The 18,055-nt window shown below is 64.6% G+C and carries 17 protein-coding genes; 10 read left to right on the top strand and 7 right to left on the bottom strand.

All coding sequences use genetic code 11. From position 1 onward, the window contains the following. The first annotated feature begins 111 nt into the window (after positions 1 to 111). The 8 genes from ACQ4MS_RS11850 (at position 112) to ACQ4MS_RS11815 (ending at position 6,714) form a co-directional block, all read left to right on the top strand. Positions 112 to 1,305: a PLP-dependent aminotransferase family protein gene (locus ACQ4MS_RS11850; RefSeq protein ID WP_431099582.1), complete on the top strand. Its 1,194-nt coding sequence runs from the start codon at positions 112 to 114 to the stop codon at positions 1,303 to 1,305. Next, positions 1,302 to 1,940 (top strand): LysE family translocator, encoded by a 639-nt coding sequence (locus ACQ4MS_RS11845; RefSeq protein WP_431094690.1) that lies wholly within the window; start codon positions 1,302 to 1,304, stop codon positions 1,938 to 1,940. Before ACQ4MS_RS11850 ends, ACQ4MS_RS11845 begins: the two co-directional genes overlap by 4 nt. A 3-nt stretch (positions 1,941 to 1,943) precedes the next feature. Next, on the top strand, positions 1,944 to 2,564 hold the full coding sequence (locus tag ACQ4MS_RS11840) for a glutathione S-transferase family protein (protein ID WP_431094688.1): 621 nt from the start codon (positions 1,944 to 1,946) through the stop codon (positions 2,562 to 2,564). 34 nt (positions 2,565 to 2,598) lie between these two features. Next, positions 2,599 to 3,513, top strand: a complete 915-nt coding sequence (locus ACQ4MS_RS11835) for a PhzF family phenazine biosynthesis protein (RefSeq protein WP_431094686.1) — start codon at positions 2,599 to 2,601, stop codon at positions 3,511 to 3,513. A gap of 13 nt (positions 3,514 to 3,526) precedes the next feature. Then, positions 3,527 to 4,243 carry a VOC family protein gene (locus ACQ4MS_RS11830; RefSeq protein WP_431094684.1) on the top strand — a complete coding sequence of 239 codons (717 nt, stop codon included), beginning with the start codon at positions 3,527 to 3,529 and terminating at the stop codon, positions 4,241 to 4,243. Then, complete coding sequence (locus ACQ4MS_RS11825; protein ID WP_431094682.1) at positions 4,243 to 4,881, top strand: LysE family translocator; 639 nt, start codon at positions 4,243 to 4,245, stop codon at positions 4,879 to 4,881. Before ACQ4MS_RS11830 ends, ACQ4MS_RS11825 begins: the two co-directional genes overlap by 1 nt. After that, on the top strand, positions 4,878 to 5,876 hold the full coding sequence (locus ACQ4MS_RS11820) for a threonine dehydratase (RefSeq protein ID WP_431094680.1): 999 nt from the start codon (positions 4,878 to 4,880) through the stop codon (positions 5,874 to 5,876). The genes ACQ4MS_RS11825 and ACQ4MS_RS11820 overlap by 4 nt, the downstream gene beginning before the upstream one ends. A gap of 169 nt (positions 5,877 to 6,045) precedes the next feature. Next, the gene (locus ACQ4MS_RS11815; RefSeq protein WP_431094678.1) at positions 6,046 to 6,714 is read left to right on the top strand and encodes a histidine phosphatase family protein; all 669 of its coding nucleotides are present in this window, start codon (positions 6,046 to 6,048) and stop codon (positions 6,712 to 6,714) included. A gap of 23 nt (positions 6,715 to 6,737) precedes the next feature. On the opposite strand, the gene ctaD is transcribed toward ACQ4MS_RS11815, so the two are convergent. The 3 genes from ctaD to ACQ4MS_RS11800 are packed head-to-tail and all read right to left on the bottom strand — an operon-like array spanning position 6,738 to position 10,599. After that, complete coding sequence (ctaD, locus tag ACQ4MS_RS11810) at positions 6,738 to 9,254, bottom strand: cytochrome c oxidase subunit I (protein WP_431094676.1); 2,517 nt, start codon at positions 9,252 to 9,254, stop codon at positions 6,738 to 6,740. Then, complete coding sequence (locus ACQ4MS_RS11805; protein ID WP_431094674.1) at positions 9,251 to 10,195, bottom strand: cytochrome c oxidase subunit II; 945 nt, start codon at positions 10,193 to 10,195, stop codon at positions 9,251 to 9,253. Before ACQ4MS_RS11805 ends, ctaD begins: the two co-directional genes overlap by 4 nt. Beyond that, the gene (locus tag ACQ4MS_RS11800; RefSeq protein WP_431094672.1) at positions 10,192 to 10,599 is read right to left on the bottom strand and encodes a c-type cytochrome; all 408 of its coding nucleotides are present in this window, start codon (positions 10,597 to 10,599) and stop codon (positions 10,192 to 10,194) included. Before ACQ4MS_RS11800 ends, ACQ4MS_RS11805 begins: the two co-directional genes overlap by 4 nt. A 91-nt stretch (positions 10,600 to 10,690) precedes the next feature. Between ACQ4MS_RS11800 and ACQ4MS_RS11795 the strand changes: the two genes are divergently transcribed. Both ACQ4MS_RS11795 and ACQ4MS_RS11790 read left to right on the top strand, forming a co-directional pair. Beyond that, a complete protein-coding gene (locus tag ACQ4MS_RS11795) occupies positions 10,691 to 11,527 on the top strand; it encodes a c-type cytochrome (RefSeq protein WP_431094670.1) in 837 nt (278 codons plus the stop codon). Between the two features lie 106 nt (positions 11,528 to 11,633). After that, complete coding sequence (locus ACQ4MS_RS11790; protein ID WP_431094669.1) at positions 11,634 to 12,785, top strand: hypothetical protein; 1,152 nt, start codon at positions 11,634 to 11,636, stop codon at positions 12,783 to 12,785. Between the two features lie 107 nt (positions 12,786 to 12,892). Here ACQ4MS_RS11790 and ACQ4MS_RS11785 read toward each other — a convergent pair whose 3' ends face one another. From ACQ4MS_RS11785 to ACQ4MS_RS11770, 4 genes are all read right to left on the bottom strand, one after another. Then, a complete protein-coding gene (locus tag ACQ4MS_RS11785; RefSeq protein ID WP_431094667.1) occupies positions 12,893 to 14,236 on the bottom strand; it encodes a PQQ-dependent sugar dehydrogenase in 1,344 nt (447 codons plus the stop codon). Positions 14,237 to 14,353: 117 nt separating this feature from the next. Further along, a complete protein-coding gene (locus ACQ4MS_RS11780) occupies positions 14,354 to 14,812 on the bottom strand; it encodes an Lrp/AsnC family transcriptional regulator (RefSeq protein ID WP_122955073.1) in 459 nt (152 codons plus the stop codon). A 183-nt stretch (positions 14,813 to 14,995) separates the two neighbouring features. Beyond that, positions 14,996 to 17,125, bottom strand: a complete 2,130-nt coding sequence (locus ACQ4MS_RS11775; protein ID WP_431094665.1) for an ATP-binding protein — start codon at positions 17,123 to 17,125, stop codon at positions 14,996 to 14,998. Then, complete coding sequence (locus ACQ4MS_RS11770; protein WP_431094663.1) at positions 17,122 to 17,847, bottom strand: response regulator transcription factor; 726 nt, start codon at positions 17,845 to 17,847, stop codon at positions 17,122 to 17,124. The genes ACQ4MS_RS11775 and ACQ4MS_RS11770 overlap by 4 nt, the downstream gene beginning before the upstream one ends. Positions 17,848 to 18,055 lie beyond the last annotated feature (208 nt).

Here is an 18,055-nt window from a genome sequence, read left to right as displayed (position 1 = left end):
TCCGGCCTTGGGCCCCCATGGGGAGCATGCTTTACCAGTGCTTTGGAGAAGTTTTTTGTGTGACCGGGCTTGGCTTTGACAGCCCCAAAGGAGAAGAGTGAAATGAGCAAGATGGAATGGACCCAGGCGCAACGCGCCCACAAGATGAACCCTTCAGTGATCCGCGAGATCCTGAAGGTCACCGAAAAGCCCGGCATCATCAGTTTTGCCGGCGGCCTGCCCTCGCCCAAGACCTTTCCGGTCGCCGCCTTCCGGGAAGCGTGTGACAAGGTGCTGCGCGAGGACGGCCATGCTGCGCTGCAGTATGCGGCCAGCGAAGGCTACGCGCCGCTGCGTGAAATGGTCGCCGCCATGCTGCCCTGGGAAGTCGACCCGGCACAAGTGCTCATCACTACCGGCTCACAGCAGGGCCTGGATTTGATCGCCAAGATCCTGATCGACGAAGGCAGCCGCGTGCTGGTGGAGACGCCCACCTACCTTGGCGCCCTGCAGGCCTTCACGCCGATGGAACCTGAAGTGGTGGGCGTGGCCAGCGACGAAGAAGGAGTAGACATCGCCGATCTCGCCAGCAAAGCTGCCGGTGCGCGCTTCTTTTATGTGTTGCCCAACTTCCAGAACCCGACCGGCCGCACCATGAGCGAGGCGCGCCGCGCCGCGCTGAGCGCAGAGGCCGCACGCCTGGGCTTGCCTATTGTGGAAGACAACCCCTATGGCGACCTGTGGTTTGACACGCCGCCGCCGCTGCCGCTCACCGCGCGTAACCCCGAAGGCTGCGTGTACATGGGGTCCTTCTCCAAAATCCTTGCACCCGGATTGCGGCTGGGCTTCCTGGTCGCGCCCAAGTCGCTGTATCCCAAGCTGCTGCAGGCCAAGCAGGCCGCCGACCTCCACACGCCGGGCTTTAACCAGCGCATGGTGGTGGAGACCATGAAGAACAACTTCCTGGAGCGCCATGTGCCCACGATTCGTGCGCTCTACAAGTCGCAGCGCGACGCCATGCTGGCCGCGATGAAACGCGACATGCCCGAAGGTGTGAGCTGGAACACGCCGGCCGGAGGCATGTTCCTGTGGGTGCGTTTGCCTGAGGGCATGAACGCCATCGATCTCTTGCCCAAGGCAGTGGAGCGCAACGTGGCCTTTGTGCCCGGCTGGGCTTTTTATGCCGACCATGCCGACGCCCGCACGCTGCGCCTGTCGTTCGTGACGTCCAGCGTCGAGCAGATCAACATCGGCATCGCCGCGCTGGCAGCAGCCATTCGCGAGCAACTGCCCACCGGTGTGCCTGAACTGCGCGCAGCAGCATGATTGACGCAGGCACGCTGTCGCTCTTTGTGCTGGCGGTGCTGGCGCTTTTTGCGTCGCCCGGCCCCAACATGGCCTTTGTGCTGTCGCAAGGGCTGACGCATGGCGTGCGCGGCGGTTTTGCGGCGGCCCTCGGCATCTCGGCGGCAGACCTTGTCCACACCCTGTGCGCCGCCACGGGAGTAACCGCGCTGGTCGCGACCTGGCCGCCGTCTTTTGATGTGCTGCGTTATGCCGGCGCGCTGTATTTGCTGTGGCTCGCGTGGCAGGCCTTGCGCCCCGCCGGTGCACGAAGCGCCGCCGAAGCCCAGCCTGCGGGCTTTGCGCGCATCGTGCGCATGGCGCTGCTGAACAACCTGGTCAATCCGAAAGCGTTGCTGTTTTTCATGGTGTTCCTGCCGCAGTTCGTGAACCCGGCGCGTGGCGATGTGACGCTGCAGTTGCTGGTGCTGGGTGTTTTGCTCTCGGCGATGGCGCTGGTGTTCAACACGATGCTGGGTGCCTTCAGCGGGCAGATTGGGCGCCGCCTGCAGGCGAGGCCCGGCGCTGCGAAATTCCAGCGCGGGTTTCTGGCTTTTGTCATGGCCGGGCTGGCGCTGCGCCTGTTGCTGCTCGACCGTCCTTCCAAAGGAGTTTGATCCATGCTTCATTTGTGGGGGCGTATCAGCTCCATCAATGTGCGAAAAGTCGTGTGGGCCGCGCAGGAACTGGGCCTCACGATGCAGCGCACTGACGCCGGCGGCCAGTTTGGCATCGTGAAAGAGGCGGACTACCGGCAGAAAAATCCGAACTCACTGGTGCCGCTGATGGAAGACGGCGATGTGCGCATCTGGGAGTCCAACGTCATCGTGCGTTACCTTTGCGCCAAATATTCGCATGGAGATTTCTACCCCGCCAGCTTGCCTGAGCGTTTTGCCGCCGAACAATGGATGGACTGGCAGCAGACCACTTTCAACCCGGCCGGCCGCACTGCTTTTATCCAGTGGATCCGCACACCGGACGAGCAGCGCAATCCGGCGTTGATCGCGCAGTCGGTGGCCGCCACCGAAGCACTGCTGGACTTGCTGGATGCGCACCTGGCCAACAACGCCTATATCGGCGGTGAGCGCTTCGGCATGGCCGACATCCCGTTGGCCTGCGAGATGCATCGCTGGTTTGGGCTGCCGCAGCCCCGCGCTGCGCGAACGCACCTGGACCGCTGGTACCAAAACATCCTGGCGCGGCCCGCCACGCGCGGCGTGCTGGACCTGCCCTTGTCATAAACCCTGAAACCTTCTTTTGGAAAACTGAAAACCCATGAAGCAACGTGCATTCAAGCAAGTCGATGTGTTCACCCCCACTCCATACTTTGGCAATCCCCTGGCCGTGGTGATGGATGGCAGCGGCCTGGATGACGCCGCCATGCAGCGCTTTGCCAAATGGACCAATCTATCGGAAACCACCTTCCTGTTGCCGCCCACCGATTCGTCGGCTGATTACAGCGTGCGCATCTTCACGCCCGGCGGAGAGTTGCCATTTGCCGGCCATCCCACGCTGGGCAGCTGCCACAGCTGGCTGGAGGCCGGAGGCCAGCCGCACAGCAAAGACGTCATCGTGCAGGAATGCAAAGTGGGCCTGGTGAAAATTCGCCGCGAGAAGGGCTCCAAGCGCCTGGCATTTGCCGCGCCTGGCCTGAAGCGCTCCGCACCCAGCCCCGCGTTGCTGGCACAGGTGGCCGGCGCTTTGGGAATCAAGGCGACGAGCATTCTGGCGGCCCAATGCCTGGACAACGGCCCAATGTGGTTGGGCTTGCTGCTTGACAGCCCTGAAACCGTGCTGCAACTGACGCCCGACCACAAGGCGTTGGCCAAGCTGGGCACCAAGGTCGGCGTGGTTGCACGCTACCCGCATGAAAACACGGCGCCGCTGATTGCACGCGCCAACCGCGAGGCCAAAGCCTTTGCGGCCTCCGCGCCTGAAGCAGCCCCGGATTTCGAAGTACGTGCCTTCGCCTCCCCCATCGGCGTCGACGAAGACCCCGTCACCGGCAGCCTCAATGCCAGCCTGGCCCAATGGCTGATCGCCGAAGGCCACGCGCCTGAGCGCTACACCGCTTCGCAAGGCGTCTGCCTGGGTCGCGCGGGCCAGGTGCATATCGAACGCGATGCAGCAGGCCAGGTGTGGGTGGGCGGCGAATCAGTCACCTGCATCGATGGACGCGTGACACTTTAAAAAAACCACGGCCATGGAAATCAGCAACACCGCACCTACTCCGCTGAGCTCACAGGTCGACCATCTGGTCGTCGTGGCGGCCAGCCTGGACCAGGGTGTGCAGTGGTGCAAACGAGTGCTGGGCATCACGCCCGGGCCGGGCGGTGAGCACGGGCTGATGGGCACGCACAACCGGCTGTTCACGGTGGCTTCGCCGGCTTTTCCGCGTGCTTATTTCGAGATTATCGCTATCAATTCAGAAGCTAAAAATCCACGAACAGCACCGGCCAGGCGCTGGTTTGACCTGGACGACCAGGAGTTGCAGCTGCGGCTGGGCAAAACCGGCCCGCAGCTTGCGCACTTTGTGGCGTCCACACCCCGGGTAGGCGCGGCGGTGCGGGCGCTTGCCCGCCAGGGGCTGGACCGTGGCGAAGTGCTGGACGTCTCGCGCATGACGCCACAAGGCCTGCTGCGCTGGAAGATCACCGTGCGCGAAGACGGCCAGCGGCTTTTTTACGGCGCCTTGCCAACGCTGATCCAATGGGGCGATGCGCACCCGGCCGATGGCATGGCGCCGTCGGGCGTCACGCTGCAGTCGCTGCATGCCAGCCATCCGCGTCCCGACGCCCTGCGCGGCGGTTATGAAGCCATGGGGCTGGCGGGCGTGGGCCTGGCAGAAGGCCCGCCCAATCTCATCGCCACGCTGCAGACTCCGCGCGGCCTCGTCACGATCGAGTCAAAGGGGATTTAATGTTCAGTGCCTCAGAACTTGCCTGGTTTGCCCTTGCCGCCCTGGTACTGGTGCTCACGCCCGGGCCCAACATGATTTATTGCATTTCGCGCACGCTGTGCCAGGGCGCCCGCGCCGGGCTGGTGTCGCTCAGCGGCGTGGCGCTGGGTTTTGTGGTGCATCTGCTGGCCGCGTCTTTTGGGTTGACGGCGCTGCTGCTGGCGGTGCCGCTTGCCTTCGATGCGATCAAGGTGGCGGGTGCGGCCTATCTGCTGTGGATGGCGTGGCAGGCCGTGAAGCCCGGCGGCCTGGCGCCCTTTGAAACACGGGAGCTGCCGCACGATCCGCCGCGCACGCTTTTCCTCATGGGTTTCATGACCAATTTGCTCAACCCCAAGGTGGCGATGTTTTACCTCTCGTTCTTCCCGCAGTTTTTGCACCCCGAGCGCGGCGACCTGCTGCTGCAAAGCCTGACGCTGGGCGCGGTGCAGATCAGCGTCAGCACCGGTGTAAACACCATCCTGATCTGCTTTGCCGCGGCGATTGCCGGTTTCCTGAATCGCAACATCAGCTGGATGCGTGTGCAGCGCTACGTGATGGGCACGGTATTGGGCCTGCTGGCGCTGCGCCTGCTGGCTGAAAAGCGGGCGGCCGCATGAGCGCCGTGTTGGATCGCGCGCCTGCGCTGGAGAACCACATGCTGCCCTCGCTGCAAGAGATTGAAGACGCGGCGCGCGTCGTTTACCGCGAGTTCCAGGCCACGCCGCAATACCGCTGGGGCCTCTCCAGCCAGCGGTTGGGCACCGACTGCTGGATCAAGCATGAGAACCACACGCCGGTGGGTGCGTTCAAGCTGCGTGGCGGCCTCACCTACTTTGAAGGGCTGAAGCAGCGGGGCGAGATGCCCACAGAAGTCGTCAGCGCCACACGCGGCAACCACGGCCAGAGCATCGGCTGGGCCGCCCGCGCGCATGGCGTGCCTTGCACCATCGTGGTTCCGCATGGCAACTCGGTTGAGAAAAACGCAGCCATGCGCGCGCTGGGCGTCACCTTGATCGAACACGGCGACGACTTCCAGGCCAGCCGCGAGTTTGCGATTGGCATGGCTGCCGAGCGCGGCGCGCACATGGTGCCCAGCTTTCATGCGGGCCTGCTTCGCGGCGTGAGCACCTACTGGTGGGAATTCATGCTGGCCGTGCCGCAACTCGATGTGGTGTATGTGCCCATCGGCCAGGGTTCGGGCGCGTGCGCAGCCATTGCCGCCAAGCTGGCCTTGAAGCGCACGCTGCGCATCGTCGGCGTGGTCAGCGCGCACGCCACCACCTATGCCGACTCGCTGGCCGCCGGCCGTGTGGTGGAAGCACCCGTCACCACGCAGTTGGCTGACGGCATGGCCTGCCGCGTTGCCGACCCCGCGGCGCTCGACATCCTGCTGCCGCACCTGGACCACATCGTGAAGGTGACCGACGATGAAGTGGCCCAGGCCATACGTGCGCTTTATGCTGACACGCACAATGTCGCCGAAGGCGCGGGCGCGGCGAGTTTTGCCGCGGCAATGCAGGAGCGAGCCCAGCTCAAAGGCCTGGTGGTGGGCACCACCCTGTGCGGCGGCAACGTGGATACGGCGACTGTCGCCAAAGTGCTAGCTGGCTAAAGAGCCCCCACGGTCGTTCACTGCGTGTAACTCCCTGCCCCCGAGGGGGCCGCCCGCCTGCGGCCCGGCAAAGCCGGTTCCGCGGCTCATGCTGGACTGGACTTTGGGGGGCCTGCGCCGGTCACACGCGGGACTAGCCGTATCTGCTGCCCGCCGCACAATTCCAGCCATGGGAAACCTTTACCTCGTGCGCCACGGCCAGGCCTCATTTGGCGAAGACGACTACGACGTGCTCAGCCCCATGGGGCGCCAGCAAAGCGTGCGGCTAGGCGAATACTTCAAGTACAAAGGCATCACGTTTGACGCCGCCTTCACCGGTACGCTGCAACGGCAGGTCAATACCTTTGCGGGCATCTGCGAAGGGATGGGCGCCACCATGCAAGCCACACAGCGGCCGGGGCTGAATGAATACGACAGCCACGCGGTGATTGGCGCCATCCACCCGCACAAGCTCGAAAAACCCACCACGCCCGAGGAGTACCGCGGCCACTTCCGCCTGCTGCGCGACGGCCTGGCGCAGTGGATGGCCGGTGTGGTCAGCCCCAGGGGCATGCCCAGCTACACGGAATTCGTGACGGGCGTGACCGATGTGCTGGACCACGTGCGCTCTACGCACACGGGCAATGTGCTGCTCGTTTCCAGCGGCGGGCCTATCTCGACCGCCGTCGGCCATGTGCTGGGCACCACTCCCGAGACCACAATTGAACTCAACCTGCGGATACGCAATTGCTCGCTCACGGAGTTTGCATTCACGCCCAAGCGCCACATGCTGGTGACCTACAACACCTTGCCGCATCTGGATGCACCCGAGCACGCGAGCTGGATCACCTATGCATAGAACGCCTCATCTCTCCAGGAAGCTCAGCCCAGTTGAGGCATCAGGTAAACAACGCCCAGGACGGCCAGGCCCTGCACGGTGACGTAATGCCAAAGCAAGGCCGTGTTGTCTAAAGAGGCGCGTGCGTCTGTCCGCAGCCTGCCGGCCCAGGCGCGCGCGCAAACGTAGCCTCCCATCAGCACAAGCACCGCGCAATGAAACCCCTGCCAGGCAAGCATGGCGGCCACGGTTGCGCTCCAGGCGTTTGAGGCGGGCTGCAAGCCTGCCAGCTGGAACCCCCAGCCGCCTGCCCAGAAAGCCGCAACGAGGCTCGCCAGCGCGAACACCACCAGAAGCCATGCGCCCGTCTTGTGCCCGCGGCGCAGCAGCACCTGTGCCCCAGCCATGGCGACAGAGCCCAGTAGCATCAGCACCGCCGAAGTCGCCGGCCAGACCCACGCAGGCAATTGCGCGCCAGGCGGCGGACAAATCTCGGCCGCCATGGACACATGCACATGCGCAAACACCAGCGACGCAAACACCGTGGCATCGACACACAGCAGGATGATCATGGCCCACCACGAATGCGAGGCCGTGCCGCTCGCGCCCACGGGCAAAAATATGCCGTCGGCCACCTCGGCTGTCGCCGCATGCGGCGGCTTGTCGGTCTGCCACAGCCACACCACCATCGCGACGACGGCCGTGATGCCGCAGGCAAACGCCAGTACTACCTGCGCCACCGTCAGCAGCAGGAAAAAGCCGGCCGTGCCCGCCGCCGCAATGAGCGGCCACCAGCTGTCGCCGGGCAGCACCAGCAGGTGCCGGGGCACGGCGTCACGCCAGCTGGTCACCAGCGTTTCACGCCCGCCGGAATGTGTGCCGGGCAGCCAGTGGCGGCCCGCCACCACTTCGGCAGCCAGCGCTGGCCTGTCCCATTGCGGGTCGAGTGACGTGATCTGCGGAATGCTGCGCATAGCGTAGTCTTCCTGCGGCAGCCATTCGAGTGTGGGCGCGTTCCACGGGTTGCCGTGTGCTGTTTTCTTTTTGAGCAGCACGCGCGCGGCGTCGATGAAAAACACAAGCACGCCGAGCGCCAGGATGAAGGCGCCCACGCTCGACAGCAGGTTCAGGAAGTTCCAGCCAAGGTCGCCGGCATAGGTGTATACGCGCCGCGGCATGCCCAGCAGGCCGCTGATGTGCATGGGGAAAAACGCGAGGTTGAAGCCGCCGAACATCAGGCCGAACACCCAGCGTGCGGCGCGTTCAGACAGGCGGTGGCCGTTGAACACCGGCAGCCAATAGTACAGGCCGGCAAACACCGGAAACACCATGCCGCCTATCAGCACGTAATGCAGGTGGGCGACGATGAAGTATGTGTCGTGCACCTGCCAGTCGAAAGGCAGCACCGCCACCATCACGCCGGTGAGCCCGCCCAGCACGAAGATGAAGTGAAAGCCCAGTAAGAACAGCGTGGGCGCGTTCATCTGAACGCGGCCCTTCCAGAAGGTCGCGATCCAGGAGAACACCTGCACCCCGCTGGGGATCGCTACCGCAAAGCTGGCCGCCGAGACAAAAAACATCGCGTGCCTGCCCAGGCCAGCCGTGAACATGTGGTGCGCCCACAGCGTAAAACTGATGACACCGACCGCCACCAGCGCCAGCACGATAGCGCGGTGGCCGGCCAGCGGCGTCTGCGCCATGGCCGGCACCATCATGGACACCATGCCGGCGGCCGGCAGGAAGATGATGTAGACCTCGGGGTGGCCGAAAAACCAGAACAGGTGCTGCCACAGCACCGGGTCGCCGCCGCGCGCGGCGATGAAAAAAGGCCAGTCGAAAGCGCGCTCCAGTTCCAGCAGCAAGGTGCCGGCAATGATGGCCGGGAAGGCGAACACGATCATGAAGGCCGTCACCAGCATGGCCCAGGCAAATACCGGCATGCGGGCCAGCGTCATGCCCGGCGCGCGCGTGAAGAGGATGCCGATGATCAGCTCAATCGCCCCGGCAATCGCCGAGATTTCAATAAAACCTATGCCCAACAGCCAGAAGTCGGCGCCCAGGCCTGGTGAATGCTCCTTGCCGGTGAGCGGCGGGTACATGAACCAGCCGCCGTCGGGCGACACGCCGAAGAAGAGGGTGCAGAAAAACGCGACGCCGCCTATGGCATAGGCCCAGAAGGCGTAGGCGCTCAGGCGCGGGAACGGCAGGTCCCGCGCACCCAGCATGCCGGGCAGCAGGTAGACCGCGACTGCCTCGACCACCGGCACTGCAAACAAAAACATCATCACTGTGCCGTGCATGGTGAAGACCTGGTTGTAGGTCTGCGCGCTGAGCAGGGTGTTGCCGGGCAGCGCAAGCTGCGCGCGCATCATCAGGCCCAGCACACCGGCCAGCACAAAAAACAGCAGCGCGGTGGCGATGTAGAACACGCCGATGTGGCTGTTGTTGACGGCTGACAGCAGCCGCCAGCCTTTGGGCGCCCGCCAGGCGCGCTCCAGCCGCTCGAGCTCGCCGGGAGGGCGCGGCAGGCTGGAGGGCAGGCGGCCGGCCGCGTCTGTCATTTCAGGTGCTCCAGGTAAGCGGCCAGCGCTTGAAGTGTTGCCGGGTCCATGTCGGCTGATGAAGGCATGCGCGCGCCGGGCTTGGCGTCCTGCGTGTGTGCCACCCATTGCGCCATCGCGCCCGGCTGGTTGCGCAGCGTGCCGGCGCCCAGGTAAAGGCGGCTGCCGACGTGTGTGAGGTCGGGGCCCAGCCGGCCCTCTTCGGCCACACCGCGCACCGTGTGGCAGGCATTGCAGCGCTGCGCCAAAAAGGCATCCCGTCCACGTTCAAGCAGCGCGCTTGTGGGCGTGGCCGCGGGCAGCGCCTGCGCGGCCAGCCAGGCGTCAAATGCGGCGGGCGTGTGCGCCACCACATGCAAGGCCATGCGGGCATGCTGCTCACCGCAGTATTCAGCGCACTGGCCGCGCCAGCTGCCGGACTGGTCCACCTGCACCATCAAGTGGCTGACCCGGCCGGGCACCATGTCCATCTTGCCGCCCAGTGCCGGCACCCAGAAGCTGTGGATCACATCCGGACTGCTCAGGCCCAGCCACACCGCCCGGCCTGCGGGCAGGTGCAGCTCATTGGCCAGCCTCACCTCGCGGCCGCTGGCCGGATCGCGCAAGCGTACTTCCCACCACCACATGTGCGCCGTGATGCCGATGATCAATGCGTCGGGTGGCGGGCGTTCCATCCAGCCGGGGGTGCGCGCCATGCTCCAGGCCAGGAGAGCCGCCAGCACCGCCACCGGAAAAACCACGCCACCGCCCACGATCCACAAGCGGGTGCGCAGCGGGCGGCGGCCCTGCACGCGTATCGCCCACACGAGCAAGCCCATCACGGCGGCAAAAATCAATGCGGCGCCGACGATGAGCACCCAGCTCAGGCTGGTGATGCGGGCGGCCGATTCGCCGGCCGGCGCGAACATCGACTGAAGCTGCGGCAGCAGGGGTGCGCTCACTCGAGCTGCCCCAGGTAAGCGGCCATGTGGCGCGCGTCTTCTGGCGACACCCCCATGCTGGGCATGGCGGTGTCGGGCACCAGGGAGGCGGGCGCCACCAGCCATTGCGCCAGGGCGTCAGGGCTGTTGGGCACGCGCCCGGCAATGTAGCTGCGCTTGCCGAAGGCCTGCAGCGAGGGGCCCAGCCGCCCGCGTGACGCTGCCACGCCGGGAATCGCATGGCAGCTACCGCACTGGTATTGCGTGATCAGGCGCTGGCCCAGCATGGGATCGGCGCGCGCTGTGAATTGCGGTGGTGCCATGGAACCGGGGGCGCCGGAAGGAGAGTCGCCGCATGCCGCAAGCAGGGGAAATATCGCCAGGACACATGAGCGCCGAACGGAAAACAGGGGCATGCGCAGCATGGGCCGATTCTTGTCCGGGCGTACGCAAATCCGTGCAGGACAATGCCGACACTTGCCCTGGCAGGCGAACGCCCGCCGCACAATGGCTGGCATGAGAAACAGCACGATGGTCCTGGCCACTGCTGCCGCCCTGCTGGGAGCCGCGCTGGCCGGTGCAGGCGTGGTGGTGTACAGCGGCGTGTATGACGTGAGTGCCACCTCGCAGCATCTGCAGCCCGTGTATTCGCTGCTAGAAACCACGATGCACCGTTCGGTGCGCTGGCGTGCCCGCCACATCGCGACGCCGCCGCTGGACGATGCAGGGCGGCTGGTGCGCGGCGCGGCGCTTTTTCGCGATCACTGCGTGCAGTGCCATGGCGCGCCGGGTGTGGCCCAGGCCGATATCGGCAAAAGCATGCAGCCCGCGCCCGGACCGCTGGTGGACGCCATGCAGCGCTGGCGGCCGCGCGAGATTTACTGGATCACGCGCCACGGCATCAAGATGAGCGGCATGCCCGCCTGGCAATTCCGGCTGGACGAAGAAGCGCTGTGGGACGTAGCGGCCTTTGTGCAGCAGCTGCCCAGCCTGAGCCCGCAGGCTTACGCGCAGGCCACCGCAAAAGCCGATGCCGCGCCGGGCCGGGCGCAGGCTGTGGCGCCAAACTACACCGGCGATGCGGAGCGGGGCCGGCTGGCGCTGGCGATGCACGCCTGCCAGGCTTGCCACACGATTCCGGGAATCACCAGCTCATCGCCGAACGTCGGGCCGCCGCTGCAGGGCCTGGCCGGCCGTAGCCTGATTGCCGGCAAGCTGGCCAACACACAGGACAACCTGGTGCTGTGGATACGCCAGCCAAAAATCGTCAAGCCGCTGACCGCCATGCCCGACATGGGTGTAAGAGAGGGCGATGCGCGTGACATGGCGGCCTATCTGGCGACGCTGCGGTAGCTGGTCACCTACGCCTGAGCAGGCTTTGAGGCAAGCCCAACGCCCGGTTTCCGTGGTGTTTTCACCATTGCCGGGCCGGGCGCAAGCAAAGATACTCTTCGGCAGCATGACAGACACCTCCTCCTACCCTGCAGGCCCGCGTCCCGTGGGTATCGTTCTTCGCGCTGACACTACCAGTGCGCTGGCGGCCTCCACCTACGGCCTGCTGGCGCAACTGGAGAGGCTCGGCCTGCAGGATGCCGTCAGGTTCACGGAGATTTCCTCCGGCACCGGCGCCGCAAGAAGCTTTTGCCTGCCGGACTCCCTGGCCGCGCAGTGGGCTCCCGGGCTGGACACCATCGGCCTGGCGGAAAAGCTGCAGCTGGACACGCTGGGCAACAGCGAAGACCTGGAACGCGAAATCCTTCTGGCCATGCTGCTGAGCCCGGCCGCCTTTGAATTTCCCAGCCATGCGGAACTCGCCTCGGCGATACGCATACGCCGCAACATCGTGGTGGCCGCGCGCAAGACGGCACTTGAGTTTCACACCACCGAAGTCAACCGGCCCGAGGACTGCTGGACGTATTCGGAAGACGATGGTTTTACCGTCAGGCCCGGCCATGCGCTGATCCCCGCCCTGCAAAAAGCCACCCAGCCCGAGGCCTCCGGCAAGCTGTATTCCTTTTCCTGCTATCGCGCGACCGAGTACGTGATCCTGCTGGCCATCGCGCAGGAACTCGAAACCTGCAACCCGCCATTGCTGGCGGCATTGCAGCAGCGCTGGGAGCGCCGTGCCATCATGTCGGGCAAGTTCCATGATGTATTCCTGCGTGAATACGGCACGATGGAGCAGCCCCTGCCGCCGAAGTACTACGTGCCGGGTGACCGCCTGTGGTTCCGCAACCCCGATGAACACTCCTCCGACGTCTCGGGCTACGAAGGCTCCTGGGTGTTCTACCTGGGAGGTGGCTTGTTCACCAACTTCTGGAAGCGCGAGCAACCCTACACGCTGACGGCCAAATGCCTGGAGCTGTTTCACTGGCGCCATGCCACCTATACCGACAAGGCTGGCGAACTGCGCATCAACGAAAGCATTGTGGAAGCGGGCGTCAAGGCATCCAGCGCCAACCCCGCGGAGGCCGCGCGGATCCTGGAGCTGATGCTGCGGATGCGCGAGCCCAAGGGGGTGTATGAGTCGGGTGGATGCATAGACACCTCGCGGGAATACCCCCGCTGGGTCTGCCCGGGTACCGCGGACATGGTGTTGCCGCCAGCGTAAGGATTTTTGAGCCGGCACCATTCGCTATCGTATTAATAGCTGGATGCGCCCATTTCGCTTGGCCTGAAGGCCTTTTTCTTTCAACAAAACGAAGCCGATGGCGCGGCTTACTTCGTCCGGCTGCCGCTGACGCGCCACACTGCATTGCCCACGTCATCGGCCACCAGCAGCGCACCGCGCTTGTCCATCGCGACGCCCACCGGCCGGCCGTAGGCGTGACCCTCGGCGCTCAGGAAGCCCGTGAGTACATCCACCGGCAAGCCAGACGGCAAACCGTTCAGGAAAGGCACAAACACCACCTTGTAGCCGCTGTGCGGCACACGGTTCCAGGAGCCGTGTTCACCGATAAAAGCTCCTGTGGCCAAGGATGGCGGCAATGCATTGCCTTCTGAAAACACCATGCCCAGCGGCGCGACATGGGAGCCCAGCGCATAGTCGGGCGAAACCGCCTGCGATACAAGATCCGGCCGCGGCGGCTTCACGCGGTCGTCCACGTTCTGGCCGAAGTAGCTGTAGGGCCAGCCATAAAACACGCCATCGCGCACCGAGGTGAGGTAGTCGGGCACCAGGTCGCTGCCGATTTCGTCGCGCTCGTTCACCACCGTCCAGAGCGCACCGCTGCCGGGCGCCCAGCCCATGCCGTTGGGGTTGCGCAGGCCCGAGGCGTACACGCGGTGAGCGCCGGTTTTGGGGTCGACCTCCCAGATGGCGGCGCGGCCGGTCTCCGCCTCCATGCCGCGTTCACCCACATTGCTGTTGGACCCCACCGTCACATACAGCTTGCTGCCGTCGGCATTGGCAATCATGTTTTTGGTCCAGTGATGGTTGATGGGACCGGCCGGCAAATCCACCACCTTGACAGGGGCGGCCGTGATGCTGGTTTGCCCAGGCTGGTAGGGAAAGCGCACCACGGCGTCGGTGTTGGCAACATAAAAGTCATTGCCGACCAGCGCCATGCCAAACGGCGAGTTCAGGTTCTGCAAAAACACCTCGCGGGTTTCTGCCTTGCCGTCGCCGTCGGCGTCGCGCAGCAAGGTGATGCGGTTCGCGCTGGGCACTCCGGCGCCTGCCCGCCCCATCACCTTTTTCATGATCCAGCCCTTGATGCCCTGGCCGTCTTCAGGTTTGGGTGGTGCATTGCTTTCGGCCACCAGCACATCGCCATTGGGCAGCACATAGACCCAGCGCGGATGGTCCAGGCCGGAAGCAAGCGCCGTGACACCCAGGCCGGTCATCGGCGTCGGCATGACTCCTTCGGGCCAACCTTTGGCCGGAGCGATGTTGACAGTGGGAATCAGGCTCTTTTTGGGTTGCGGCAGGGTGGGGTTGGCGCCCATGCCCGCTTCGGGCGGCAACAGGGCGGTGTCGCCGCAGGCCACCAGGCTGCCCACGATGGCCGTACAGGCCACGGCCGCAAGCCATGCCCTGGCGAAAAAAACCGGTGAACGCATAAATCCCCCTTGGATGCCGCGCCGTACCAACACGGCGCCCCGTCTACTGTGCGCGCCGCGCGCCGGCCACGCTGTCAGCCAGCCGCACTGCGCGTTGTCAGCCCCAGTCCCACGCGTTCATCCGGGCAGCAATGGCAGGTCGGCCTTTTTGAGGGTGCGCAACACAAAGCTCGACTTGCTGTGGCGTATTCCCTTGATCTTGTAGAGCCGCTCGCGCAGCAGGCGTTCATAGTCCTTGGTGTCGTGCACGGCGATGCGCAGCAGGTAGTCGTATTCACCGGAGACCAGCCAAGCCTCGATCACCTCGGGGATCGCGGCCAGCGTTTCGCCGAATTTTTCCAGCGTGTTGTCGGAATGGCTGTCCAGCGTGACCTGGACCATCACCGTGTCGCCCAGCCCCAGCGCCTGCGCATTGAGGCGCACGGTGTAGCCCTCGATCACGCCGGCTTCTTCCATTTTCTTGATGCGGCCCCAGCAGGGTGAAGGACTCAGGCCCACGGCCTGGCCGATATCCTGCAGGCTGGTGCGCGCATCAGCCTGCAAAACCTGAAGGATTTTCCGGTCTAAAGTATCCATTCAGTTAATTTATCTGATTTTTCTGGATTTTCAGATTTTTTATCTATATCCGGGAAATCTGGCAGCAAATCAAGCAAATTATTCGGCCGCACCCAGGCGATACTTCTTCCATGGCAGCGGGCTTACCGGTCCGCCTGGCAAGACAAGGCCCCCAGCAAGTTACCGCTCGCTGGGGGCTTTTTTTCAGGCTGCACACTGCAGGCGCAGTTCAAGGCACACGCCGCTGTCCCGGTTGTGCGCGGTGATGGTTCCGCCCATCTTGGCCATATAGGTTTTGGCGACAAACAGGCCCTGCCCGCGCTGGCCCGCTGTGCCGCTGTCGGGTTGGTCGGATACGCCGTATTCAAATATCTTGTCCAGGAGGCCTGCTTCGATCTGCGGGCCCTGGTTGCTGATGGTGATCACCGCCTCCGGCGCGGTGCCTTCCTGCGCCTGTTGCGACATCGTGATGCGGATCAGACTGCCAGGCAACCGGTAGCGATCGGCATTGCGAAGCACGTGCGAGACCACGTCTTCCAGCGAATATTCATCGGCACGCACCCTGACCGGCTGGGCCAGGGGCTCAAAGGCCACGCCCGGAATGCCCGCGGCCGCGGCGTTGCGCGCCACATGGCTCAGGAATTCATTCGCATCCAGCGTCTGCACATTGAGCGCGGTGGATTCAAAAGCTTCGCTGGGCGACGCGCTGCCGTAGAGCACGCGCACGGCCTGCTGCATGCGGCTGATGTAGCGGTGCGCGGGGTCATCAGCGCTGCCGTGCAACACCATCAGCGATTGCAGGGGCGACATGATTTCGTGGCCGACCGCGTGCCAGGTGTCTTTTTCCTGAGCGATGCGTATCTGTTCACGGCGCACGTCTTCATTCACGCGCTGCAGCAAATCCTGCAGGCCGCCGGCCAGCACACCCAGCTCGTCACCACCGCGCAGGTCGGTGAGGTCCACAGTGGCCAGGCTGTCGCTGGCCCGCACGCCCTTGGACACGGAGGCGGCACGGCGGGTGAGTACGGTGATGCGGTGGATGATGCGCAACTCAATGGCCAGCCAGGTCACAAAGATGGCCAGCAGCATGCCGCCCACAAACCAGGACACCCGGGTAGCCACTACCGTTAAAGCCTTGTTGACGGTGCGGATGTCGCCGGTGAGTATGAGCTCGTAACGCCCCAGCGGTGTGCTGATGACCTCGGCACTGGTGATGGGCGCGTCATAGCCATCCACCTGCAGCCGGCGTATCAACCAGGCGATCAGGGGGGAAGAGCGCTCGGTAGCCTCCGCGCCGGACAGCGCCACGATGTCGGTGCTGGCGCCGGCGGCACCCAGCTTGCGGATACGCAGCTTTTCGCCAAGCAGCAGCAGGGGCGTGAGCTCCGCCCATGAGAAAGGGGCAGTGGCGCCTTCGGCATTGCTGTCAAACAGCGGCTTGCCCTCGCCGGGAGCCAGCATCTCCACCTGCACCTTGATCTGATCCAGGTCGGCGGGCGGCCAGACGATGCCCGCGGGCCCTTTGGAAAAGAGGGCCTCGCGAAACAGCTCCACCGGCAGGCGCACGCTCACAAATGCCCGCCGTGCGCATTCCGGGTCCGCCGCCAGCGTGCCGTCCATACAGCGGCTGTCTTGCCACAGCCAACCCCGAAAGTCGCGCACAGGCCGGCTGGCCGGTGTGATCGGTCCCTCGTCGACAAAACCCACCAGGCGCCCTCTGGCATTGGCAAACAGTGAGGCGTTGCGGCCTTCGTCCATGGCCTGCATGGCCTGGAACGGTGCAATCCAGCGGTAGCGCTGCCCGCGCATATCGACCGTGATGCGGGCGCGGTGCGCAAGGCTCAAGTCCAGCGTGCCCGAGGTATGGGACACCAGCGGGCCGCTGTTGAAGCTGCCAACGGCGTAGATAAAACCTCCGGCAAAAGGATTGTTGCCAACTGCCACACACATCGAGGCCGCATCGGGGTACTGCACCAGGCATCCGGCCATTTCCACTGCTTGCTGGGCTTTGTTGCGATCATCGAAATCCAGGGCGGAGAACGGCAGCACCAGCGGGCGCAAGGGTGTCACTTCATGTTCATAGGCCGTGGGGTTGAGCAACACCAGCTGGCCCGTAGGGTGGCGCAGTTTGGCCGCGATCTGCGCCTGGTTCTTGCGAAAACCGTCCTGGTAGTTGCGGTAGCTGCGCTCTTTTTCGTCCTGCAACACGGCGATGGCCAGTGCGATAGTGGCCAACCCCAGCAGCAGGAAGGCACCGCGGAAAAATACGCGCAGGCCAAAGGGCACGCGCGCCGGCAGCAGGCGCTCAACGTCCAGGCGGGTAGGCAGCTTCACGCCTTGCCTTTGCCGCGCAGGGGCTCGGGCGCCTCGGCCCAGCGAAAGCCGCGCATGGGAACGTTCTCAATGCCGTCGAACGCCGCGTCGATTTCCCTGAACGCGTCGCGGATGGTGCTCACGTGTTTTCGGATGTTGTCGCGGTTGCGACCGCTTTTGACGACCTGGTAGAGGTCGTCATAACTCACCACCTCGCCCCGGCGGGCGTGCAGCGCCGCCAGGATGCGCTGCGCCGTCAGCGGCAGGTTCAAGCGCTGGCCGCGCCATATGGCCGTGTTCTGGCGCAGCGGGTCCAGCTGCAGTTCCTGGCTGTCCGCGGCAGGCGCCTTGCCCATGGGTTTGGTTTTGGCGGTGCGCAGGATGTCCAGGAAGGTCTCGATGAAGTCGGCTTCCTCGAAGGTGGTCTTTTGCAGGTAGTCCCAGGCGTCCAGCGCTTTCATGATGCTGCGGTAAATGGCGGCCGGCATGGCGGACACCACCAGCACGGGCGTGCCGTGCTGCTGCTTGTTGATGGCATTGATGATGGCCACGCCGGCATGGCGTTCGCGCCCGAGTTCGATGTCCAGCACCACGGCGTCGTAGCCTTCGCGGGCGACCGCCGCTTCGGCTTCATCGCGGTTGAACCACTGGTCGACCTGGATGCCCGGCCGGGCCGATTCAATCCAGCCTTTGAGCTGGTTGCTCATGGGCAAGTCGTCTTCGATCACGGCAATTTTGGTCATGGGGCGTCAGGAGGTGCAGGAGGGTGAGGTGCCGCCATTATGGGTGTGGCTTGCCGCCGGCCGTGTGAGTGTTTCTTCCGTTGGCGGAGGTTTGTTGCCGGTAACCCGAGCAAAGACACCGCGCAGGCGCATTGAATGCTCCGGGCCCGATTCGAACAATGGAGGCCAGAGAAAGCGCAACCTGCGCCTCTCGCCAAAACCACTGGAG

This window comes from Polaromonas aquatica (assembly GCF_050626995.1).
Taxonomy (GTDB): domain Bacteria; phylum Pseudomonadota; class Gammaproteobacteria; order Burkholderiales; family Burkholderiaceae_C; genus Polaromonas; species Polaromonas aquatica_A.
The sequence above is the reverse complement of the archived record's forward strand: the minus strand, read 5'-3'. Positions and strand labels throughout refer to the sequence as shown.